The sequence below is a fragment of the Bailinhaonella thermotolerans genome (assembly GCF_003594875.1).
Classification (GTDB): Bacteria; Actinomycetota; Actinomycetes; order Streptosporangiales; family Streptosporangiaceae; genus Bailinhaonella; species Bailinhaonella thermotolerans.
The window spans coordinates 44,773-64,005 of the sequence record NZ_QZEY01000002.1 but is presented as its reverse complement, the minus strand read 5'-3'; the positions used below and the strand labels follow the sequence as shown (position 1 = coordinate 64,005).

Below are 19,233 nucleotides of genomic sequence, written 5' to 3'. Positions count from 1 at the left end.
GCGGTCCGTGCCCCGGCGCGGGCGAGGACCGGGCCGGTGGGGCGGTCAGCGGACGTGGCGGAAGAAGGCGCGCAGCTCGGCCACGAACGTCCCGGGCCGCTCCACGGCGGGGAAGTGACCGCCGCGCTCCGGTTCGCCCCAGTGGCGGATGTCGGCGAAGCGGCGCGCGGCCCAGCGGCGCGAGGGCCTGGGCAGCTCGGCCGGGAAGACGGTGCAGCCTGCCGGGACGGTGACCGGCTCGTCGTCGGGCTCGGTGAACCAGCGCTTCACCTGGCCGATGCTCTCCCAGTACAGGCGGGCCGAGGAGGCCGCGGCACGGGGGAGCCAGTACATCATCACGTTGTCGAGCAGCTCGTCGGGCGTGAACGGGATCCCGTCGCGGCGATCCGACCACGTCCACCACTTCTCGGCGATCCACGCGCACAGCCCGGCGGGGGAGTCGGTCAGCGCGTATCCCACCGTCTGCGGCCGCGTCGCGTGCACCGCGGAGTACCCGTCGCCCGTGGCCTGCCGTTCGGCCAGGTCCTCCAGCGCCTTCCGCTCGGCGGGCGTGAAGCCGCCGGGGCCGTCCGGGCCGGGCGCGGCGATCGGCGGCATCAGGTGGATCCCGGCGACCAGGTCGGGCCGCCGGCGTGCCATCAGGGTGGACACGCTGGTGCCCCAGTCGCTGCCCGCCGCCCCGAACCGCTCGTACCCGAGCCCCCTCGCCAGCGTGATCCAGGCGGCCGCGATCCGCTCGATCCCCCAGCCCGGGCGGTCCGGCTTGCCGCTGAAGCCGTACCCCGGCAGCGCGGGGCAGATCACGTGGAAGGCGTCGCGGAAGTCCCCGCCGTACGCCACGGGATCGGTGAGCGGCCCGATCACCTTCAGGTACTCCGTGATCGACCCCGGCCACCCGTTCGTCAGCACCAGCGGCATGGCCCCGTCGTACGGCGAGCGCGCGTGCACGACGTGGATCGGCAGGCCGTCGACGACCGCCCGGAACTGCGGGAGCGCGTTGAGCGCCGCCTCGCACCTCCGCCAGTTGTACTCGCGTTCCCAGTACCGGCACAGGTCCCGCACCCACTCCAGCGGGGCCCCCTGCGCCCAGCCCTCCGCGGTCGCGCCCTCCGGCCACCGCGTCCGCGCCAGCCGTTCCCGCAGCCCGTCCAGCTCCTCCTGGGCCACCTCGACCCGGAAGGGCTCCCATTCCAGTCCCATGAGCACCTCCAGCCCGCCGACCCTTCCCCGCCTCATCCGCCCCCTAACGACCTGTGGGGCGTTGGAGGACGGGCCCCGGAGGAAGGACGAGGTCACGGGTGCCGGCGATGTTCGCCGGGGTTCGCGGAAGATCTTGTCAGGCACGGTCCACGGGGGCCGCGCGAGCGGGGGCAGGGGTCGCTGCGGGCCGCCGGGCGGAGGCCGCCGCGCATCGGGGAGTCCCGAGACCGAGGCCCGCCGGGCCCGCCCGCCGTACCGGACGTGGGGGTCCCCGAGCTCCGGGGCGGTTCGGCGTCGGCGGCCGGGCACCGGACTCCGCGTACGTCACACGACGGTCCGGCATCGCCGGCCGGGCCCGGGGCGGGAGCCGTACTGGGGCGGGCGGGGAGTGGATGTCGGGATCGGGGGCTAGGGTCGCCGGGGTCGGTGGTGATCGGTCTTGCGGTCGGAGGGGTGGTCCGGGTGGTCCGGGTGACACATGGGGAGGACGTGGCGGCGCGCTTCACGGGAAGTGAGGTGCGGGGCCTGGCCGCGCTGCTCTCGGCGGTCGGGGACGCCGAGCGGGGCCGGTTGGCCGCGTCGCTCCGGGAGGCCGGGGAGACGGGGGAGGCGCGGCGGGTGCTGATCGGCCACTGTGCCGGGCGGCTCCTGGCCGGGGGCGACGAGGCGTCGCTCGTTCCGTTCGTGCGGTTCTGGCGGGAGACGGAGCCGGAGGCAGGGGAGATCCCCGTGGCGGACTTCGTCCGCCTGCTGCCCCGCGCGGACGGCTTCGTCGCCCAGCTCGCCGTGGAGACGTTGCGGCGGGCCGACGCGGGCGGCGCGCTCGGCGACGACCTGTTCGGCGAGGCGGTCGGGGCCCTGGTGTTCAGGCTGGAGAAGAGGCTCGTCGCGGCCGCTCTCACCTGGATCTCGGACACGATGCCGCGCAAGGCCGCGCTCCCGGCCCGGGGCCGCGTGGACGCCGCCCTCGACGCCGTGGCCGCCGTCCTCGCCCAGGCGGACCCGGCGCACCTCGACCGCGCCGTACGGCTCGCGCTGAGGCTGGCGCCGCACGCGGGCGAGCGGGCGAGGGAGGCCGTCCGCGCGGCTGCGGAGGAGCTGACCGGCGAGCCCAGGGAACGCCTGGCGGCGGCGTACGGCACGGGCGGGCCGCGCGAGGACGCCGGTGACGGGCAGCGCTCGGACGCCGGGCCACGGGCGCGTGAGGACGGCGGGCCACGGGCGCGTGAGGACGGCGGGGCACGGGCGCGTGAGGACGCGGCCCCGGCGGCGGGGATCGCGGTCAGGCCGCTGCCCGCCCTGCCCGCCCCCATCGCGTCGCCCGCCGAGCTTGCCGCCGAGCTGACCGCGCTGGGGTGGGACGACCCGCCCGCGCGGTTCGAGCGGATCCTCGCCGGGCTCGTCGAACTGGCGCACCGGGACCGGCCGGCCCTCGCGGAAGCCCTGCGGCCGTGGTGGCGGCGCAACTGGAACGACCCGTTCGACGCGGGCACGTACGTCAACTCCATCAGCGGCTATGACAGGGAGATCCGCTCGCTGCTGGCGCGGTGCGCGCTGGCCGTCGTGTCGCCGGAGGACAGCCGGGATCTCAGCGCCGGGTTCGGCGAGCGGCCCGGCGCGTGGCGGCGGCGAGAGGAGGGGCCCCAGGCGTTCGTCCAGGAGCGGTACCGCGAGGTGATCCGGATGCTGGAACAGGGCGGGAGCCGGCCCGTCCTGCTGGCCGCGCCGACCGAGCCCACCGGCCATGTGGACGCGGAGACGCTGGTGGACCGGCTGGAGCGCCTGGGGGACGCCGAACCCCTGCCCGCCGACCTGGAGCAGGCCCTGCTGCGGCTGCCGCGCGAGGTCGCCCCGGAGACCGCCGGGCGAGCCGCGGCGCTGACCTCGGCCGCCGGCCGGGCCCTGGCCGCCCGGCTGGGCCACGGCCCGGCCGACCCGGTCGTGACCTGCCGCGTCGAGACGATGGAGCGGACGGACCGCTACCACCACCTGCTGAGACACAAGGTGCGGGAGATGCACGCGACCGTGGTCCCGCCCGGCGGGGTCGCGGGGACGCCGGCCGCCCTCTTCACCCTGGCCCCGGAGGGGACTCCCTACCCTGGCTTCTCACCCGACCTGGCCTGGTGGCCCGGCGTCATGCCCTCGCACCGGGAGGTCGCCGCCGCCCACCTGCTGGAATGCCTGCCCTCGTGCATGGAGGACACCGACGGCCAGACCGCCGCGCTGCACGCGCTCGCCCACGGTGACGGTCCCGTGGGGCGCGCCACCGGCGCCGCGCTCGTCATCGGGCTCGGGCACCGGATCCCGGCCCAGCGCGCGCACGCCGTGGACGCCCTGCTGACGCTGGCCGCCCGGGGCCAGGCGCCAGGAGAGGACCCCGGGTGGGCGCTCGCCGAACTGGTCCGCGCCGACGTGGTCAAGCTCAACCGGGTGACGGCCGCGCTCGGCGGCGCGGTGCACGCGGGCGCGCACGCGCAGGTGTGGGCGATGCTCGCCGCCGCCCTGCCAGGCCTGCTCCCCGCCCAGGGGGAGAAGGCCCGCGCCGGGCTGGCCGACCTCCTCGCGCTGGCCTCGTCGGCGGCCGCCCTGTCCGGCGCCCGCGGAGAGGTTCCGGCCTTGGCCGCGTTCGCCTCGCGCCGGGGATCCTCCCGGGCCGCCGAGGCCGCCCGGGCCCTCCACCGCCTTCTCACCGCCTGACCGCCCGCCCTTCCCGCTCGTGCCGTACGGCGGGGGCGCGGGGCGGCCGGGGGCGCGGGGCCGTACCGGAAACGCCGAGAGCGGCGTGCCCGCCGGGCGCGCCGCTCTCGGGGTGGGGCTCGTTACGAGAACTCGGCCAGGGTGCGCTCGGCCTCCTCCAGCCAGGAGCGGCGGGCGGTCAGGGCCTCCTCGGTGTCCCTGACGTCCTTGGCCTTGCCCGCGGCGCGGGCCTTCTCCAGGCGCGCCTCGAGCTGGGTGATGGAGGTGCGGAGCTGGGCGACGGTCGCCTCGGCGCGGGCGCGGGCCTCGGGGTTGGAGCGCTTCCACTCCGCCTCCTCGGCCTTGCGGACCGCCTCGTCGACGCGGCGGAGGCCGCCCTCCAGGCGGTCGCGGGAGTCGCGGGGCACCGGGCCCACCGCCTCCCAGCGCTCGTGGATCGCGCGCAGGGCGTTGCGGGCCGCGCGGGCGTCGGTGACCGGCAGGATGCGCTCGGCCTCGGCGAGGATCTGCTCCTTGGCCTCCTCGTTGTGGCGCAGCTCGGCGTCGCGCTCGGCGAAGACCGCCGAGCGGGCCTGGAAGAAGCGGTCCTGGGCGGCCTTGAAGCGGCCCCACAGCTCGTCCTCGGCCTCGCGGGACGCGCGCCCCGCGGCCTTCCACTGGCGCATCAGCTCCCGGTAGGCGCTGGCGGTGCCGCCCCAGTCGGTGGAGTCGGCCAGGGCCTCGGCCTCGGCCACGATCTGCTCCTTGCGGGAGCGGGACTCCTCGCGCTGGGTGTCCAGCCCGGCGAAGTAGGCCTTGCGGCGCTTGGCGAAGGCCGTACGGGCCGCGGACAGGCGCTTCCACAGCGCCGCCTCGGTCGTGCGGTCCACGCGCTCGGCCGCGCGCCACTCCTCGACGAGCTGGCGCAGCCGCTCGCCGCCGGTCTTCCAGTGCGTGGCGCTCTCGGCGATGCGCTCGGCCTCGGCGACGATGCGCTCCTTGACCGAGCGGGCCTCGGAGCGGGCCTGCTCACGCTGCGCCCGGACCTCCTCGCGGCGCTTGGCCACGAACTCGCTCAGGCTGCCCAGGCGCGCCGTCAGCGCGTCCAGGTCGCCCACGGCGTGGGCCTCGGCCACGGCCTCGCGCAGCTTGGCGATGGCCGCCTCGGCCTGTCCGGGCGCCAGGTCGGTGGCACGGATGCGCTGGTCGAGGAGGTCCACCTCGGTGACCAGCACGTCGTACTTGCGCCGGAAGTAGGCGAGCGCCTCCTCCGGCTCTCCCGCCTGCCAGGACCCCACGGCCCTTTCGCCCTCAGCCGTTCGCACGTAGACGGTGCCGTCGTCGTCTACCCGGCCCCACGGGTCGGTGGTCACCGCGCCCTCCTGCTCAACTGGGTCCGGACCCGCCTGCCGGGCCCGGACCGCTCAACGCGCCTCAGATGCTATTACTTCAGCTCTTGCCAGAGATTGTCACGTCCTTGATGCCGACCGGCACCTTGGGGGGCGTGGCGGGGTTGTTCTCCTTGCCCGGGGCGATGCCGGCCTTGCCGACCTTCTCCACGATGTCCAGGCCCTTCACGACCTTGCCGAAGGGGGTGTACTCCGGCGGGAGCTGGGAGTCGGCGTAGACGATGAAGAACTGGCTGCCGGTGGTGCTGGGCATCTGGGTCTTGGCCATGGCGACCGTGCCCTTGCCGTACGTCGCGCCCTGGAGGTTCTCCTCGGCGTACCGGTAGCCCGGGCCGCCGGTGCCGTCCTTGTCCGAGCCGTCGCCCTTGGCCAGCGGGTCGCCGCACTGCAGGACCTCGAGCTGGCCGGGCTGGTTGACCAGCCGGTGGCACTTGGTGTCGTCGAAGTAGTCCTTCTTCGCCAGGAACGCCATGGAGTTGACCGTGCACGGCGCCTTCTCGGTCGCCAGCTCGATCACCACGTCGCCCTGGGTGGTCTTCAGCGTCATCGTCTTCGGCGACAGGTCGGGCTTGGCCGGGGGCTTGCCCACGTCCTTGACCTCGCCGTTCTTGTCGGCGATGTAGTCGCAGGTGACCTTGGTGGGGTCCACGGGGGCGGCCGGGGCCGACGTCGTCGGCTGGGCCTCCGGGGTCGGCCGGCCGCTGGCGGTGGCCTGCGCCGAGGGCTTGCCGTCGTCGCGGAGGGCGACGGTCGCGGCGACGACCCCGCCGACCACGACGGCGACGGCGACGAAGGAGCCGATGACGGTGTTGCGCTTCTGCCGGCGCTCCCGCTCGAGCCGCCGCTCCTTCTGCCGCTCGTAGTGCTCGCGTGCCAGCTTCTTTTGGCGGTCCTTGCCGCTCACGGTCGTCCTCCCGGGCCGTTCGGATCGCGCCGCCGCCGTTCGCGGCGGCGCTGGTACGTCACTCTTGGCGTCACTGCTGGGGTCGGCCCCGCTCAGCGGCGCTGGCGTCGGCCGATACACATGAGGTGCGCGAATCGTATCGGCACCGGGCCCCGATCACGCAGTCCGCGGCCCGTGCCGATGTCACTTCGTGCCCCGGTCCGCCCCGGCCTCGTACGTGATGGTCACCTTCTTGATGCCGATGGGCTTCTTGGGCGGGGTGGCCTCGGTGGGGCTGTTCACACTGGTGTCCGCCCCGGCCTCGGCCACCTCCTGGATGATCTCCATGCCCTTGACGATCTTTCCGAAGGGCGTGAAGAGCGGGTCCAGCGGCGTCTCGGCGTGGACGATGAAGAACTGGCTCCCGTTGGTGTCCGGTTCCACCGTGGCCATCGCCAGGGTGCCGACCGGGTACGTCGCGCCCGCCAGGTTCTCGTCCTTGAACTTGTAGCCCGGGCCGCCCTCGCCGTCGGTCTTGCTGCCGTCGGCCTTGGCCAGCGGGTCGCCGCACTGCAGGATGCCCAGGCCCACCACGGCGGCCTCGGTCAGGCGGTGGCACTTGCTGCCGTCGAAGAACTTCTGCTTGGCCAGGGAGACGAACGAGTTGACGGTGCAGGGCGCCTTCTTGGTGTAGAGCTCCACCTCGACCAGGCCGAGGGTGGTCTCCAGCCGCATCGTCCTGGCCTTGAGGTTCGGCTTGGCCGGGGGGAACTCGGCCTTCTTGACCTGGCCGGCCGTGTCCTCGACGTACTCACAGCGGATCTTGGCCGGGTCCGTCTCGACCGGCGTCGGCGTCGGGGCCGGCGGCTCCGTCGGCGGGGTGGAGATCGCGGGCGCGGCGGCCGACTTCGTCGGCTGGGCCGCGGTCTCCTGCTTGCCGGAGCCGCCCATCTGGGTGGCGGCCCAGGCGACACCGCCGACGACCACCGCGATGGCCACGATCACGGCCACGATGACTCCGCGCTTGGACCCGGACTCGGCGGTCGAGCGCTTGGCCTCCTGCCTCTCGCGATGCTCGCGCGCCAGCTCGTCCCGGCGGTCGTTGTCCGTCACGTTGAGCCCTCCTGAAACGATATTTCTGCCGATCGCAAAAGATATCGGCTTATCCGCAGAACGGTGGGCAACCGTAGCGGCAGCCGTATAAGGAGCATGTAACGGTTCGCGAGGTGGGGACCGTCACCGGTAGCCTTCGGTGTCACACCGTCATTCGTCTCCAGCCCCACAGCAGAGGACTTTCGTGCTCGTCGCCGGGTTTCCCGCTGGCGCCTTCGCCACCAACTGCTACGTCGTCGCTCCCGCCGCAGGCGAGGAGTGCGTGGTCGTCGACCCCGGCCAGAACGCCGTCGCCGAGCTCGACGAGGTGCTGCGCGAGCACCGCCTGAAGCCGGTGGCCGTGCTGCTGACGCACGGGCACGTCGACCACACCTGGTCGGTGGCCCCGGTCTGCGGGGCGCGGGACATCCCGGCCTGGATCCACCCGGACGACCGGGAGATGCTGGCCGACCCCGCCAAGGGCCTGTCGATGCAGGCCGGGCAGCAGCTCTTCGGCGGGCTGACGTTCACCGAGCCCGACGACGTGCGCGAGCTGTCGGACGGGGCCGTGCTGGACCTGGCCGGGCTGCGGCTGCGCGTGGACCACGCCCCCGGCCATACCAGGGGGTCGGTGACGTTCACGGCCCCCGACGCGAACGTGATGTTCTCCGGGGACCTGCTCTTCGCCGGCTCCATCGGCCGCACAGACCTCCCGGGCGGCGACTACGCCACCATCCTGCGCAGCCTGGCCCGCGTGTGCCTGCCGCTGCCGGACGACACGACCGTCCTGCCCGGCCACGGACCTTCGACCACGATCGGCCGCGAGCGCGCCGCCAACCCGTATCTCGCGAAGGCGGCGGGCGCGCCGACCCGCGACAGCGGGCCGACCAGGGGAATCTAGACACATGAGCTTTCAGGCCCCCAAGGGGGTTCCCGAGTACTACCCGCCGCGCTCGGCCACCTTCCTGGCCGTCCGCGCGGCCTTCGCCGAGGCAGCCCGCCGGGCCGGCTACGCCTACATCGAGACGCCGGTCTTCGAGGAGACCGAGCTGTTCGCGCGCGGCGTCGGGGAGTCCACCGACGTCGTGACCAAGGAGATGTACACCTTCGCCGACCGCGGCGGCCGCTCGGTCACGCTGCGGCCGGAGTTCACCGCGGGCGTCCTGCGCTCGGTCCTGGAGCACAACCTGCACACCGGGCAGCTCCCGGTGAAGCTGTGGACCACCGGGCCCGCGTTCCGCTACGAGCGCCCGCAGGCCGGCCGCTACCGCCAGCTCCAGCAGTTCGACGTCGAGGCGATCGGCACCGAGGACCCGGCGGTGGACGCCGAGACCATCGCCATCGCGTGGGAGGGCTACCAGGCGCTCGGGCTGACCCGGGTGCGCCTGCTGCTCAACACCCTCGGCTGCCGCCAGTGCCGCCCGGCCTACCGCACCGCGCTCCAGGAGTTCCTGCGCGGCCTGGACCTGGACGAGGCCACGCGCGAGCGCATCGAGATCAACCCGCTGCGGGTGCTCGACGACAAGCGCCCCGAGGTCCGCGAGCGGGTCGCGAACGCCCCGCTGATCACCGACCACCTGTGCGCCTCCTGCAAGGCCCACCACGACCGGGTCCGCGAGCTGCTGGCCGACCTGGGCATCCCGTGGGAGGACACCCCGCGCCTGGTCCGCGGCCTGGACTACTACTCCCGCACGACCTACGAGTTCGACCACCCGCTGCTGGGCGCGCAGTCCGGCATCGGCGGCGGCGGCCGCTACGACGGGCTGAGCGAGGACATCGGCGGCCCGCCGCTGCCCGGCATCGGCTTCGCCGTCGGCGTGGACCGCATCATGCTGGCCATCGAGGCCGAGGGCGCCGAGGTCGCCGTCCCTCCCCGCTGCGAGGTGTACGGCGTGCCGCTGGGCGAGGTGGCCGCGCGGCGGATGTTCTCGCTGGTCGGCGAGCTGCGCCGGGCCGGGGTCGCGGCCGACATGGCTTACGGCGGCAAGGGCCTCAAGGGCGCGATGAAGGGCGCGGACCGCTCCGGGGCGGCCTACGCGGTGATCCTGGGGGAGCGGGACCTGGAGGCGGGTACGGCCCAGGTGAAGGACATGGCGGGCGGCGAGCAGGCCGCGGTGCCGCTGGAAGAGATCGTGGAAACGTTGAAAGGAAGGCTGTCCCGATGATGCGCACCCATGAGGCGGGTACGCTCCGCGCCGAGCACGCCGGGACCACCGTGGTCCTGGCCGGCTGGGTGGCGCGCAGGCGCGACCACGGCGGGGTGGTGTTCATCGATCTGCGGGACGCCTCCGGCGTGGCGCAGGTGGTGTTCCGCGAGGACGAGCACGCCCACGAGCTGCGCGCGGAGTTCTGCGTGCGGGTGACCGGCGAGGTGCGGGTGCGGCCCGCCGGCAACGAGAACCCCGAGATCCCCACCGGCGCGATCGAGGTCGTCGCCTCCGAGATCGAGGTGCTCTCGGAGTCCGCGCCGCTGCCGTTCCCCGTGGAGGGCACGGTCGAGGTCAGCGAGGAGGTCCGCCTCAAGTACCGCTACCTCGACATGCGCCGGGCCGAGGTGGGCCGCGCCATGCGGGTGCGCTCGCAGGCGACCTACCTGCTCAACGACGTCATGCGCGAGCACGGCTTCGTGTACGTCGAGACGCCGGACCTGACCAGGTCCACCCCCGAGGGCGCCCGGGACTTCCTGGTGCCGGTGCGCCTGCAGCCCGGCAACTGGTACGCCCTGCCGCAGTCGCCGCAGCTCTTCAAGCAGCTCCTCATGGTCGGCGGCATGGAGCGGTACTACCAGCTCGCCCGCTGTTTCCGCGACGAGGACCTGCGCGCCGACCGGCAGCCGGAGTTCACCCAGATCGACCTGGAGATGTCGTTCGTCGACCAGGACGACGTCATGGCGGTCGGCGAGGACACCGTCGTACGGCTGTGGCGCGAGATCCTCGGCTACGAGATCCCGCGGCCCATCCCGCGCATGAGCTACCACGAGGCCATGCGGCGCTTCGGCACTGATCGGCCCGACCTGCGGTTCGGCGTCGAGCTGACCGACATGACCGAGTACTTCAAGGACACCGCCTTCCGGGTGTTCCAGGCCGAGCACGTCGGCGCGGTCGTCATGCCGGGCGGCGCGTCCCAGACCCGCAAGGAGCTGGACGGCTGGCAGGACTGGGCCAAGGCGCGCGGCGCCCGGGGCCTGGCCTACGTGCTCGTCCAGGAGGACGGCACGCTCGGCGGCCCGGTGGCCAAGAACCTGTCCGAGGCCGAGGTGTCCGGGCTGGCCGCCAAGGTCGGCGCCCGCCCCGGCGACTGCGTGTTCTTCGCCGCCGGCCGCACCGAGGACGCGCGCGGCCTGCTCGGCGCGGCGCGGCTGGAGATCGGCAGGCGCTGCGGGCTGATCGACGAGTCGGCGTGGGCGTTCGTCTGGGTCGTGGACTTCCCGATGTTCGAGCCGGTCGTGGACGAGAAGGGGAACGAGGTCGGCTGGACCGCGATCCACCACCCGTTCACCGGCCCCACCCCCGAGTGGGCCGACAACTTCCAGGACGACCCGGAGAACGCGCTCGCGCACGCCTACGACCTGGTGTGCAACGGCATGGAGCTGGGCGGCGGCTCGATCCGTATCCACAAGGCCGAGATGCAGCAGCGCGTCTTCGACGTGCTGGGCCTGTCCAAGGACGACGCGGAGAACAAGTTCGGCTTCCTGCTGGAGGCGTTCAAGTACGGCCCGCCGCCGCACGGCGGCATCGCCTTCGGCTGGGACCGCATCTGCATGCTCCTGGCCGGCGGCGAGTCGATCCGCGACGTCATCGCCTTCCCGAAGACGGCGTCCGGCTTCGACCCGCTCACGGGCGCGCCGACCCCGATCACGGCCGAGCAGCGCAGGGACGCCGGCGTCGACGCCCGCCCCAAGCAGCAGGCCAAGCCCGCCGAGGGCTGATCCGCCAGGCCGGAGCCGCGAGGCCCGCGAGTCCCTCCCGGACTCGCGGGCCTCACGCGTTTCGCGCGATCGATGTTCGCCGTTCCTCCGCGTCCCGCCGTTCCTCCGTCCGGGGCGGCCGCGCGCCGGGCGGCGGCGGGGGCCCGCGCCGGGCCGTACGCCACGGGGGTGGGGCGGGTGGGGAACCACGGACCCGGCACGTCCCACATGCCTCTGCTGACACGGCTCTGACCAGGCATTATGCCGTACTTGACCTTCCTCGTGGGGGCGGTATGCCGGACGGGGCGGGAACGCGGTGGGATGCCCCTTCCGCGTGGTTTGGTGGCTGCCTCATGAGCCATCGACCACAGGGGGATTCATGAAGATCCATCGTTCCGCGGCGCTGATCGCCGCCGGGGTGCTGTCCGCCGGGGTGCTCGCGGCGGCGCCCGCCTCGGCGGCGCCCGTGCCCGGATCCGTGCCCGCGACCACGGGGAGCGCGGCCGCCGCCTGGGCGTGCGCGTCCGGGTACTCCTGCTTCTACGACGGGCGGCAGGGGCAGAACCGCTTCTACGTCGCGCCGTCGTGCGGCCTGTTCGAGCTGGGCCGCATGACGCCGGCCCGCAACGACCGGCTGGGCTCGGTCCGCAACCGGACCAAGGCCCCGGTCTACCTGTTCGACTACGTCGGCGACGCCAAGTACGTCCAGGTCGGCAAGGTCGCCGCGAACACCCGCGTCACGCTCCCGGCGAGCGTGAACAACCGGGTGGACGCCGTCTTCGTCGTCTGCTGACGGGACGCCGGGGCGCACCCGGCGGCCCCGCGGGCGAGCGGAGGCGCACGGAAGCCGAAGGGCGGCAGGAGACAGGCACTGCCGCCCTTCTTCCATGTCCGGGGACCGTCCCCTCCCGTACGGCCTGGACGGGCGCGGGGCTCGCCGTACGGGGTCAGGGGTCAGGCGCGGCGGCCGAAGGCGGCCAGGAGGCGGGTCTGGGGATCGGCGGCGTCGGGGACGGGGACGCGGGCGGCGATGATCCCCGCGCGGCGGTAGGAGTCCTCCTCGCCCTCGAACCACTCGGCGCACGCCTCGACCAGCTCGGGGTCCAGGCGGTCGTCGGCTCCGATTCCGCGCGCCAGGTCCCATGTGTGGATGAGCGCGTCGGCGAAGAGCTGCCAGGCGTACTCCGTGCCGGGGGTGTCCCCGGCCGACAGGTGCACCGTGCGGCCGAGCGCCCCCTCAGCGCGCACCGCCTCGACCGCGCGGGGCGCGGCCTCCCGGAACCGGCGGACCGGGTCGTCGCCCAGCACGTCGCCGTCGTACCTGTCGCCGACCTCGGAGATCGTCCGCCCGGCGAACATCTCCGGCACCCACAGGGTCTCGGCGGTCATGTGGTTGACCAGGGCGCGCACATCCCACTCGGTGTCCGGCGTGGGCCGGGACCAGTCGCCGTCGCGGATCCGGCCCACCCGGATCTCGAAGCCGTCCATGGCCCGCCGGTACGCGTCGCGAACGTCCATCTCCACCGCCTCCCCGGGCCGCCCCCGGGTAAACCCCGGTCAGCGGGCGTCGCGCACCAGGGGGCCGCTGGTGAAGGGGCGGTCGTCGGCGAAGCCGAGCCGGTCGTACATCCGGCGGGCGACGTCGTTGCTCGCCCACAGGCCGAGCGTCACGGCGGGCCGCCCCTCGGCGAGGAGCGCGCGCGTCGCCCACGCCGTGACGGACGGGCCGTATCCCAGGCCGCGCACGTCCGGGTGCGCGCCGATGGCCGACAGGTGCGCGGGCGACCCGGCGGGGCCGCTGGTGTCGGCCAGGCAGGCCACGATCCGGCCGTGCTCGTCGCGGACGCCCGCCCAGCGCGCCGCGGCCGCCTCGCCCGGCCAGACCGAGGTGCCGGGGTTGGCCTCCTTGAGCAGCTCGATCAGCTCGGGGTGACTCTCCTCGCCCAGCCACTCGCCGCGCTCCTCGTGCGGCTGGAGCGGGGGAGGGGTGAGCGTGGAGCGGAAGTCCCAGTGACCGGCGCGCTCGAACCGCAGCGGGGCCGGGAGCGGCGTCCCGCGCGGCACCGTCGTCTCGGTCCCGTCCGGCAACTCGATCGCCGCGAGCAGCGCGGCCGCCGCCTCCGGCGGACCGAGCACGGCCAGCCGCCCGGTGTACTCCTCCCCGCCCACGCTGAGGAAGGCCACCGCGTCCTCGCCGCGCCAGGCGCCGTCCAGCCCGAGGCGGGCGCCGAGCCGTACGAACGGGTCGTCGCCGGTGATGCGCAGCAGTTCTTCCGGGGTGATCGAGACGGGAGGCATGGATAGAGATTATCCACCCATCTCGCCAGCCCTGACCCCTTCGCAGCGCTCTGTCCGTTGTGCGTACGGCGGGACTCAGGGAGCTCGGTGGGCTTGGTGGGCTCGGGGGGGCTCGGGGGGCTCAGGGGGCCGTGCGGGCGGCGAGGAAGGCGCGGGCCCCCTCGCGCCAGGTGAGGTCCAGGGCGGAGGAGTCGGGGAAGCGGCCGTCCAGCTCCAGGATGACCATGCCGTGGGCGAACGACCAGAGGGCCTGCGCGAGCTGGGGCTCCCCGCAGGCGAGGAAGAAGGGGGTCCCGGCCCACTCCTCCAGGCCCTCGGGCAGGGCCGCGCGGTTCAGCGGGCCGCCGGTGGACAGGCGGTAGAGGTTCGGGTGGGCGAGCGCCATCCGCCGGTACGCCCGCAGGACCGCCTCGACCGGATCGCCGGCCCCGTCGAGCGCGGCGTACAGGGCGGCGCCCATCTCGGCCAGCCCCTGCTCGATCAGGGCGGCCTCCACGGCCTCCTTGCCCTTCAGGTGCTTGTAGATCGAGGGGGCGCGCATGCCCAGGCGCTCGCCCAGGGCGCGCATGGTCAGCGCCTCGGGGCCCTGCTCCTCCAGCAGCTCCCGGGCCGCCTGGACGATCTCGGCGGCCCGGGGGGTGAGCTGGGTGCGGGCGGGCTGGGGCGTGAGCGCGGTGGGGGCGTGCCGGCCTTGGCTCATGGGCTCAATTGTGGCGGGCGGCGGCGGGTCAGCGGGCCTCGGCACGGGCCTTGAGCGCCTCGTTCATCGCCGTGAAGCCGTCGCGGACGTCGAGCTGCGACCCGGCGAAGGGGACGAGGACGCCGGTGAAGGTCTCGCCCTGCGTCAGGCGCACGCGGCCGGGGCCGAGGGGCTCGATGAGGAAGTAGTGCTCGCCGTCCACGATGCCCGGGATCCCGAACCGGCCGATCCAGCGCAGCTCGCGGCCCGGCTCGGCGGTGAGGACGACGGGGCTGAAGTCCATCGAGCCGGTGCGGTTGACCAGCCGGTTGCGCAGCCGCTCGCCCTCGGCGGGGGTGCCCTCGGAGCGGACGATGAACGGGTTCCACTCCGGATAGGCCGGAAGGTCCGTGAGGATCTCCCAGACCCGGGCGGCGGAGGCGTCGATCTCGACGGCGGTCCTGATCGTGTGCGGCCGGAGCCGGGTCCACAGGTACAGGCCGCCGACCACGAGGACGAGGACGGCGAGGACGCTGATCGTGATCTTCATCGGGGGCTCCCGGCGAGTTGGCTAACGTTGTTAGCCAGACTCTAGGCTAACAGCGTTAGCCTGACAAGCCCCGAACCGGTCGGGCCTGCGGCCCGTGATGAGGGACGAGCCCCCTGGAGGGCGAGACCCGCGGAAACGGAGCCCCGATGCCCGACGAGATCCTGGGCCTGCCGGCCCACCCCCTCGTGGTCCACGCCGCCGTCGTCCTGGTCCCCCTGCTGGCCGCGGCCGCCCTGGCGTACGCCGTCCTGCCCCGCCTCCGCCCCCACCTCGCCCGGCCGCTGGCCGCGCTGGCCCTGGCCGCCCCCGCCGCCGCCTGGGCCGCCAGGCTCACCGGCGAGGAGTTCAAGGCGGACTTCGCCACCGCGCCCCCGCCGCTGGCCGCCCAGATCGCCGCCCACCAGCTCCACGGCACCCTCACCGCCTGGTCCGCCCTCGCCCTGGCCCTCCTGTCCCTCGCGCTCCTGGCCCCGCCCCGCCCCGCCGTACGCCGTGGGCGCGGCGCGGGCGTCCCCCGCCTCGCCGGTGCCGGCGTCCCGGCCGCGGATCCGGTACGCCCGGGGGCCAGCGCGGGGGCCGGTGCGGGGGCCGGTGCGGGGGCCGGCGCGGCGCCGCGCGAGGCGGGCGGGAGCGCCGGGACCGGGGCCGGGCCGGGCGGCCGGGCGAGCGTGGCGGCGGCCGGAGGTGAGCGGGTGACCCGGGCCGCCCCGGAAACACCGCGGGCGGGCCGGGGAGGCGGGCGGCGGGGGCTGGTGGCGCGGGTTCTGGTGGGAGCCGCGGGGGCCGGGCTCGCGGCGGCCGCGGTGGCGGCGACGGGATGGTGGGCCGGGGGCGGGCCCGCCGTGGCGGCGCTCGGCGGGGCGGTGGCGGTGGCCGGATCGGTGGTGCCGGGGACGCGGCGGATCGTGCTCGTGGGGGCCGTCGTGGTGGCGCTGGCCTGCGGCGTTCACGTCGCGCGGGCCGGACATTCGGGAGCTGTGGCGGTTTGGGGGGATTCTTCGGGCTCTGCGGGGTAAGCGGGGGGACGTGGGTGCCGCAGCGACGATCAAGGACCGATACAGGCTGGTCGAGCGCCTCGCGGCCGGGGGCATGGGAGAGGTCTGGCGGGCCGAGGACGGGCTGCTGGAACGCCCCGTGGCCGTGAAGGTGCCCCGGCCCGAGCACGCGGACGACGTGGAGTTCCGCTTACGGTTCCAGCGCGAGGCCCGGCACGCGGCCGCGCTGTCCCATCCCGGCGTGGCCCAGGTGTACGACTACGGGGAGGGGCCGCCCCGGCCGTGGCTCGTGATGGAGTACGTCCGGGGGGAGTCCCTGGCCGCGATCCTGGCGCGGGAGGGGCGCCTCGCGGTGGACCGCACGCTGGACATCGTGGCGCAGACCGCCGAGGCGCTGGCCGCCGCGCACGCCGCCGGGCTCGTGCACCGCGACGTCAAGCCGGGGAACCTGCTGATCACCGGCTCCGGCACGGTCAAGGTGACCGACTTCGGCATCGCCTGGGCCTCCGACGCCACCCCGCTCACCCGCACCGGGACCCTCGTCGGCACGCCGCTCTACCTGTCGCCGGAACAGGCCGCCGGGCGCGCGGCCACCACCCTCAGCGACATCTACAGCCTCGGCGTCATCGCCTTCCAGTGCCTCAGCGGCTCCCCGCCCTTCGTCGGCAACCCGGCGGCGGTCGCCCTGGCCCACCGCGACCAGCCGCTGCCGCCGCTGCCCGCGGACGTCCCGGAGCCCGTGCGCGGGTTCGTCGCCGCGCTCACCGCCAAGCATCCGGGGGCCCGTCCCGGCGACGCGCACACGGTCGCCGCCTGGGCCCGCGCCCTCCTCGCCGTCCTCCCGTCCACGGCGGCGGGCCCCCGCCGTGCCTCGGCCCCCGGCCTCCTGAGCCGCCCCGGCCCGGTCCCGTCGCCCCGCACGCCCGGCCCCGCCCTCCCGTCCGCGGGCCCGCCGTCCACCGGCTCCGCGGCGCCGGCGGACGCCCTCCCGCCCACCGGCCCCGCCACGTCCGCGGTGGACCTCCCGCCGGATGACGGGCACCGCCCGGATGCGCCGTCCACCGGCTCCGCGGCCCCGATCCCGGCCGCGGACTCCGCCCCGCCGGGCCCGCGGCCGTCCGGTCCCGCGATGCCGCGCGAGGGCGGGCCGCTCTCGGGGTACCCCGTGTCCCCGGACGGAGCCGGGACCGCCGGCGCCGCGGCCGTCCGGGACGCGAGCGTCACCGGCTCCGCCGCACCCGGCGGCGGCCTTCCGTCCACCGGCTCGGTCGCCGCGACCGCCGCCCACCCGAGCGTCCCCGGTCCGGGGCCCGTTCCCCCGGCGGGAGAGGTCCCCGTCTCCGGCGGAACGGCGGGCGCGGGCGGCCGGCGCCCGGCCGTACGGCGGCGCGGGGCGGGGGAGCCCCGGCGGCGCGCGTGGTTCCGGCGCGGGCGGGCGGGGGAGCCCCCGGCGTACGCGGGGGCCTGGGGGACCGGCGGGGATCCGGCGGAGGAGCACCGGCCGGTCGTGCGCGGCGGGAGCAGCCCCGTGGACCGGGCGGTGCGGCTGCTGGCCGCCTCGGTGACGACCGCGCTGGTGGCGGGGGCGCTGGGGTTCCTCTCCGCGCCCGAACCCGTGGCGGGGCCGGGACCCGCGCCGCTGCCGATGGTCGTGCGGACCCCGCCGCCGGACGCCGCCACCCCGCCCGCGGCCGTACCGGTGAAGTCGGACAGGCGCGGCGGCGCCGGGCGGCCGGCGACGGAGAGCCGGAAGGAACACGGCTCCGGCGGCCACCGCGGCGACCGGGCCGAGCCCCGCCCGCCGGGCGGCGACCGGCGCGGCGGGCCCGACCTCCCCAGGCAGCCCGGCGGGAAGGACAAGGGAGACAAGGGCGACAAGGGTGCGCGGGACTGGAAGGACGGCAAGGGCCGGAGCTGGGACGACCGCGACGGGCGCGAGGACGGGCGCGGCGGCGACGCCGGTCACGGGGACTCCGGCCCCGGTGACGGCGGCGACCGGGGCGGACGCGGCGGCCAGGACGACCGCGGGGGCAAGGGCGGGCGCGGCGGCCAGGGTGAACCCGGCGGCCCCGGGCGCGGGGCGGACGCGGCCTGATCGTCCTCCTCGTGGCGGGAGGTAGGGTCGGCGCGTGGCAAAGGGAGTACCGGAACAGTCCGACAGCCTGTTCGACACGGCGGCCGAGGAGGCGGAGCAGGCCCAGGCGCCGCTCGCGGTGCGGATGCGCCCGCGGAACCTGGACGAGATCGTGGGGCAGGGGCACCTGCTCGGGCCGGGGACGCCGCTGCGCAAGCTGGTCGAGGGCGAGGCGCCCATGTCGCTGTTCCTGTGGGGGCCGCCGGGCACCGGCAAGACCACGATCGCCTACGTCGTCGCGCGGCAGACCAGCCGCCGGTTCACCGAGATCTCGGCCGTCAGCGCGGGCGTGAAGGACGTGCGCGCGGCGATCGACCAGGCCCGCCGCGAACTGGGCATGACCGGCCGCCAGACGGTGCTGTTCGTGGACGAGGTGCACCGTTTCAACAAGGCCCAGCAGGACGCCCTGCTGCCCGCCGTGGAGAACCGCTGGGTCACGTTCATCGGCGCGACCACCGAGAACCCCTTCTTCTCGGTCATCTCGCCGCTGCTGTCCCGCTCGCTGCTGCTGACCCTCCACTCCCTCACCGAGGACGACGTCCGCGCCGTCGTCGAGCGCGCCGTGGCCGACGAGCGCGGCCTGGCCGGGCGGGCGCGGCTCGCGCCGGACGCCCTGGACCACCTCGTACGGCTGGCCGGGGGCGACGCCCGGCGCTCCCTGACGTACCTGGAGGCGGCCTCGCTGCTCAGCGCCGACATCACGGTCGAGGTGCTGGAGAAGGCCGTGGACAAGGCGGCCGTGCGCTACGACCGGCAGGGCGACCAGCACTACGACGTGATCAGCGCGTTCATCAAGAGCATGCGCGGCTCGGACGCGGACGCCGCCGTGCACTACCTGGCGCGCATGATCGAGGCGGGGGAGGACCCCCGGTTCATCGCCCGCCGCATCGTGATCTTCGCGAGCGAGGACGTGGGCATGGCCGACCCCACCTGCCTGCAGGTCGCGGTCGCGGCGGCGCAGGCGGTGGAGTTCATCGGCCTGCCCGAGGGCCAGATCAACCTGACCCAGGCCGTGATCCACTGCGCGCTGGCCCCCAAGTCCAACGCGGTCGTGAAGGCGATCGGCGCGGCCGTCTCCGACGTACGGCGGGGCCTGATCGGGCAGGTCCCGAACCACCTCCGCGACGCCCACTACCCGGGGGCGCGGAAGCTGGGCCACGGCGAGGGCTACCAGTACCCCCACGACTCCCCGAACGGCCTGGTGCGCCAGCAGTACGCCCCGGACGAGATCCAGTCCCGCACGTACTACGAGCCCACGACCCACGGCGCGGAGTCCCACTTCGGCGAGCGCTGGTCCAAGATCCGCCCCTACCTCCGCGGCGAGAAGCGCGCCTGAACCGCGGGAAGCGCGCCTGATCTACTTTGTAAAGGCGCTGGGTTGTGACATCTCTCCAGGCCCGAATCACGGGC

16 protein-coding genes are annotated in these 19,233 nt (G+C 75.0%); 8 read left to right on the top strand and 8 right to left on the bottom strand.

The features are described from left to right. Positions 1-45 precede the first annotated feature (45 nt). Positions 46-1,236 (bottom strand): epoxide hydrolase family protein, encoded by a 1,191-nt coding sequence (locus tag D5H75_RS05515; protein WP_242454002.1) that lies wholly within the window; start codon positions 1,234-1,236, stop codon positions 46-48. 435 nt (positions 1,237-1,671) lie between these two features. Here D5H75_RS05515 and D5H75_RS05510 point away from each other — a divergent pair, with 435 nt between their 5' ends. Next, on the top strand, positions 1,672-3,897 hold the full coding sequence (locus tag D5H75_RS05510) for a hypothetical protein (RefSeq protein WP_147425069.1): 2,226 nt from the start codon (positions 1,672-1,674) through the stop codon (positions 3,895-3,897). A 122-nt stretch (positions 3,898-4,019) separates the two neighbouring features. Here the strand turns inward: D5H75_RS05510 and D5H75_RS05505 are convergent, their stop codons facing one another. The 3 genes from D5H75_RS05505 to D5H75_RS05495 all read right to left on the bottom strand — a co-directional run bounded on the left by D5H75_RS05505 (position 4,020) and on the right by D5H75_RS05495 (position 7,281). After that, positions 4,020-5,249, bottom strand: coding sequence for a DUF349 domain-containing protein (locus D5H75_RS05505; protein WP_119925282.1), 1,230 nt, complete (start codon positions 5,247-5,249; stop codon positions 4,020-4,022). A gap of 76 nt (positions 5,250-5,325) precedes the next feature. After that, positions 5,326-6,189 (bottom strand): peptidylprolyl isomerase, encoded by an 864-nt coding sequence (locus tag D5H75_RS05500; protein ID WP_119925281.1) that lies wholly within the window; start codon positions 6,187-6,189, stop codon positions 5,326-5,328. A 183-nt stretch (positions 6,190-6,372) separates the two neighbouring features. Further along, complete coding sequence (locus D5H75_RS05495; RefSeq protein ID WP_119925280.1) at positions 6,373-7,281, bottom strand: peptidylprolyl isomerase; 909 nt, start codon at positions 7,279-7,281, stop codon at positions 6,373-6,375. A gap of 184 nt (positions 7,282-7,465) precedes the next feature. Here D5H75_RS05495 and D5H75_RS05490 point away from each other — a divergent pair, with 184 nt between their 5' ends. The 4 genes from D5H75_RS05490 (at position 7,466) to D5H75_RS05475 (ending at position 11,960) form a co-directional block, all read left to right on the top strand. Further along, entirely contained in the window at positions 7,466-8,161 is a 696-nt protein-coding gene (locus D5H75_RS05490; protein WP_119925279.1) for an MBL fold metallo-hydrolase, read from the top strand. A 4-nt stretch (positions 8,162-8,165) separates the two neighbouring features. Continuing rightward, positions 8,166-9,425, top strand: a complete 1,260-nt coding sequence (hisS, locus tag D5H75_RS05485) for a histidine--tRNA ligase (protein ID WP_119925278.1) — start codon at positions 8,166-8,168, stop codon at positions 9,423-9,425. Continuing rightward, complete coding sequence (aspS, locus tag D5H75_RS05480) at positions 9,422-11,188, top strand: aspartate--tRNA ligase (protein WP_119925277.1); 1,767 nt, start codon at positions 9,422-9,424, stop codon at positions 11,186-11,188. The genes hisS and aspS overlap by 4 nt, the downstream gene beginning before the upstream one ends. A gap of 358 nt (positions 11,189-11,546) precedes the next feature. Then, positions 11,547-11,960 (top strand): peptidase inhibitor family I36 protein, encoded by a 414-nt coding sequence (locus tag D5H75_RS05475; RefSeq protein WP_119925276.1) that lies wholly within the window; start codon positions 11,547-11,549, stop codon positions 11,958-11,960. 161 nt (positions 11,961-12,121) lie between these two features. On the opposite strand, the gene D5H75_RS05470 is transcribed toward D5H75_RS05475, so the two are convergent. The 4 genes from D5H75_RS05470 to D5H75_RS05455 all read right to left on the bottom strand — a co-directional run bounded on the left by D5H75_RS05470 (position 12,122) and on the right by D5H75_RS05455 (position 14,694). Beyond that, positions 12,122-12,685, bottom strand: a complete 564-nt coding sequence (locus D5H75_RS05470) for a TIGR03086 family metal-binding protein (RefSeq protein ID WP_119925885.1) — start codon at positions 12,683-12,685, stop codon at positions 12,122-12,124. A gap of 39 nt (positions 12,686-12,724) precedes the next feature. Next, on the bottom strand, positions 12,725-13,465 hold the full coding sequence (locus tag D5H75_RS05465) for a GNAT family N-acetyltransferase (RefSeq protein WP_119925275.1): 741 nt from the start codon (positions 13,463-13,465) through the stop codon (positions 12,725-12,727). 121 nt (positions 13,466-13,586) lie between these two features. Then, positions 13,587-14,165, bottom strand: a complete 579-nt coding sequence (locus D5H75_RS05460; RefSeq protein ID WP_119925274.1) for a TetR/AcrR family transcriptional regulator — start codon at positions 14,163-14,165, stop codon at positions 13,587-13,589. A gap of 28 nt (positions 14,166-14,193) precedes the next feature. After that, positions 14,194-14,694 carry an SRPBCC domain-containing protein gene (locus D5H75_RS05455; RefSeq protein WP_119925273.1) on the bottom strand — a complete coding sequence of 167 codons (501 nt, stop codon included), beginning with the start codon at positions 14,692-14,694 and terminating at the stop codon, positions 14,194-14,196. 146 nt (positions 14,695-14,840) lie between these two features. Between D5H75_RS05455 and D5H75_RS05450 the strand changes: the two genes are divergently transcribed. The 3 genes from D5H75_RS05450 (at position 14,841) to D5H75_RS05440 (ending at position 19,159) form a co-directional block, all read left to right on the top strand. Next, the gene (locus D5H75_RS05450) at positions 14,841-15,710 is read left to right on the top strand and encodes a hypothetical protein (protein ID WP_119925272.1); all 870 of its coding nucleotides are present in this window, start codon (positions 14,841-14,843) and stop codon (positions 15,708-15,710) included. A gap of 10 nt (positions 15,711-15,720) precedes the next feature. Then, positions 15,721-17,784: a serine/threonine-protein kinase gene (locus D5H75_RS05445; protein ID WP_202637860.1), complete on the top strand. Its 2,064-nt coding sequence runs from the start codon at positions 15,721-15,723 to the stop codon at positions 17,782-17,784. 67 nt (positions 17,785-17,851) lie between these two features. Beyond that, entirely contained in the window at positions 17,852-19,159 is a 1,308-nt protein-coding gene (locus tag D5H75_RS05440) for a replication-associated recombination protein A (RefSeq protein WP_202637957.1), read from the top strand. The last annotated feature ends 74 nt before the right edge of the window (positions 19,160-19,233 follow it).

Excerpts from the sequence above, each read along its gene's own strand:
- D5H75_RS05455 (WP_119925273.1), bottom strand. The coding sequence starts at position 14,694 with ATGAAGATCACGATCAGCGTCCTCGCCGTCCTCGTCCTCGTGGTCGGC.
- D5H75_RS05515 (WP_242454002.1), bottom strand. The coding sequence starts at position 1,236 with ATGAGGCGGGGAAGGGTCGGCGGGCTGGAGGTGCTCATGGGACTGGAA.
- D5H75_RS05465 (WP_119925275.1), bottom strand. The coding sequence starts at position 13,465 with ATGCCTCCCGTCTCGATCACCCCGGAAGAACTGCTGCGCATCACCGGC.
- D5H75_RS05470 (WP_119925885.1), bottom strand. The coding sequence starts at position 12,685 with ATGGACGTTCGCGACGCGTACCGGCGGGCCATGGACGGCTTCGAGATC.
- aspS (WP_119925277.1), top strand. The coding sequence starts at position 9,422 with ATGATGCGCACCCATGAGGCGGGTACGCTCCGCGCCGAGCACGCCGGG.
- D5H75_RS05475 (WP_119925276.1), top strand. The coding sequence starts at position 11,547 with ATGAAGATCCATCGTTCCGCGGCGCTGATCGCCGCCGGGGTGCTGTCC.
- D5H75_RS05450 (WP_119925272.1), top strand. The coding sequence starts at position 14,841 with ATGCCCGACGAGATCCTGGGCCTGCCGGCCCACCCCCTCGTGGTCCAC.
- D5H75_RS05460 (WP_119925274.1), bottom strand. The coding sequence starts at position 14,165 with ATGAGCCAAGGCCGGCACGCCCCCACCGCGCTCACGCCCCAGCCCGCC.
- hisS (WP_119925278.1), top strand. The coding sequence starts at position 8,166 with ATGAGCTTTCAGGCCCCCAAGGGGGTTCCCGAGTACTACCCGCCGCGC.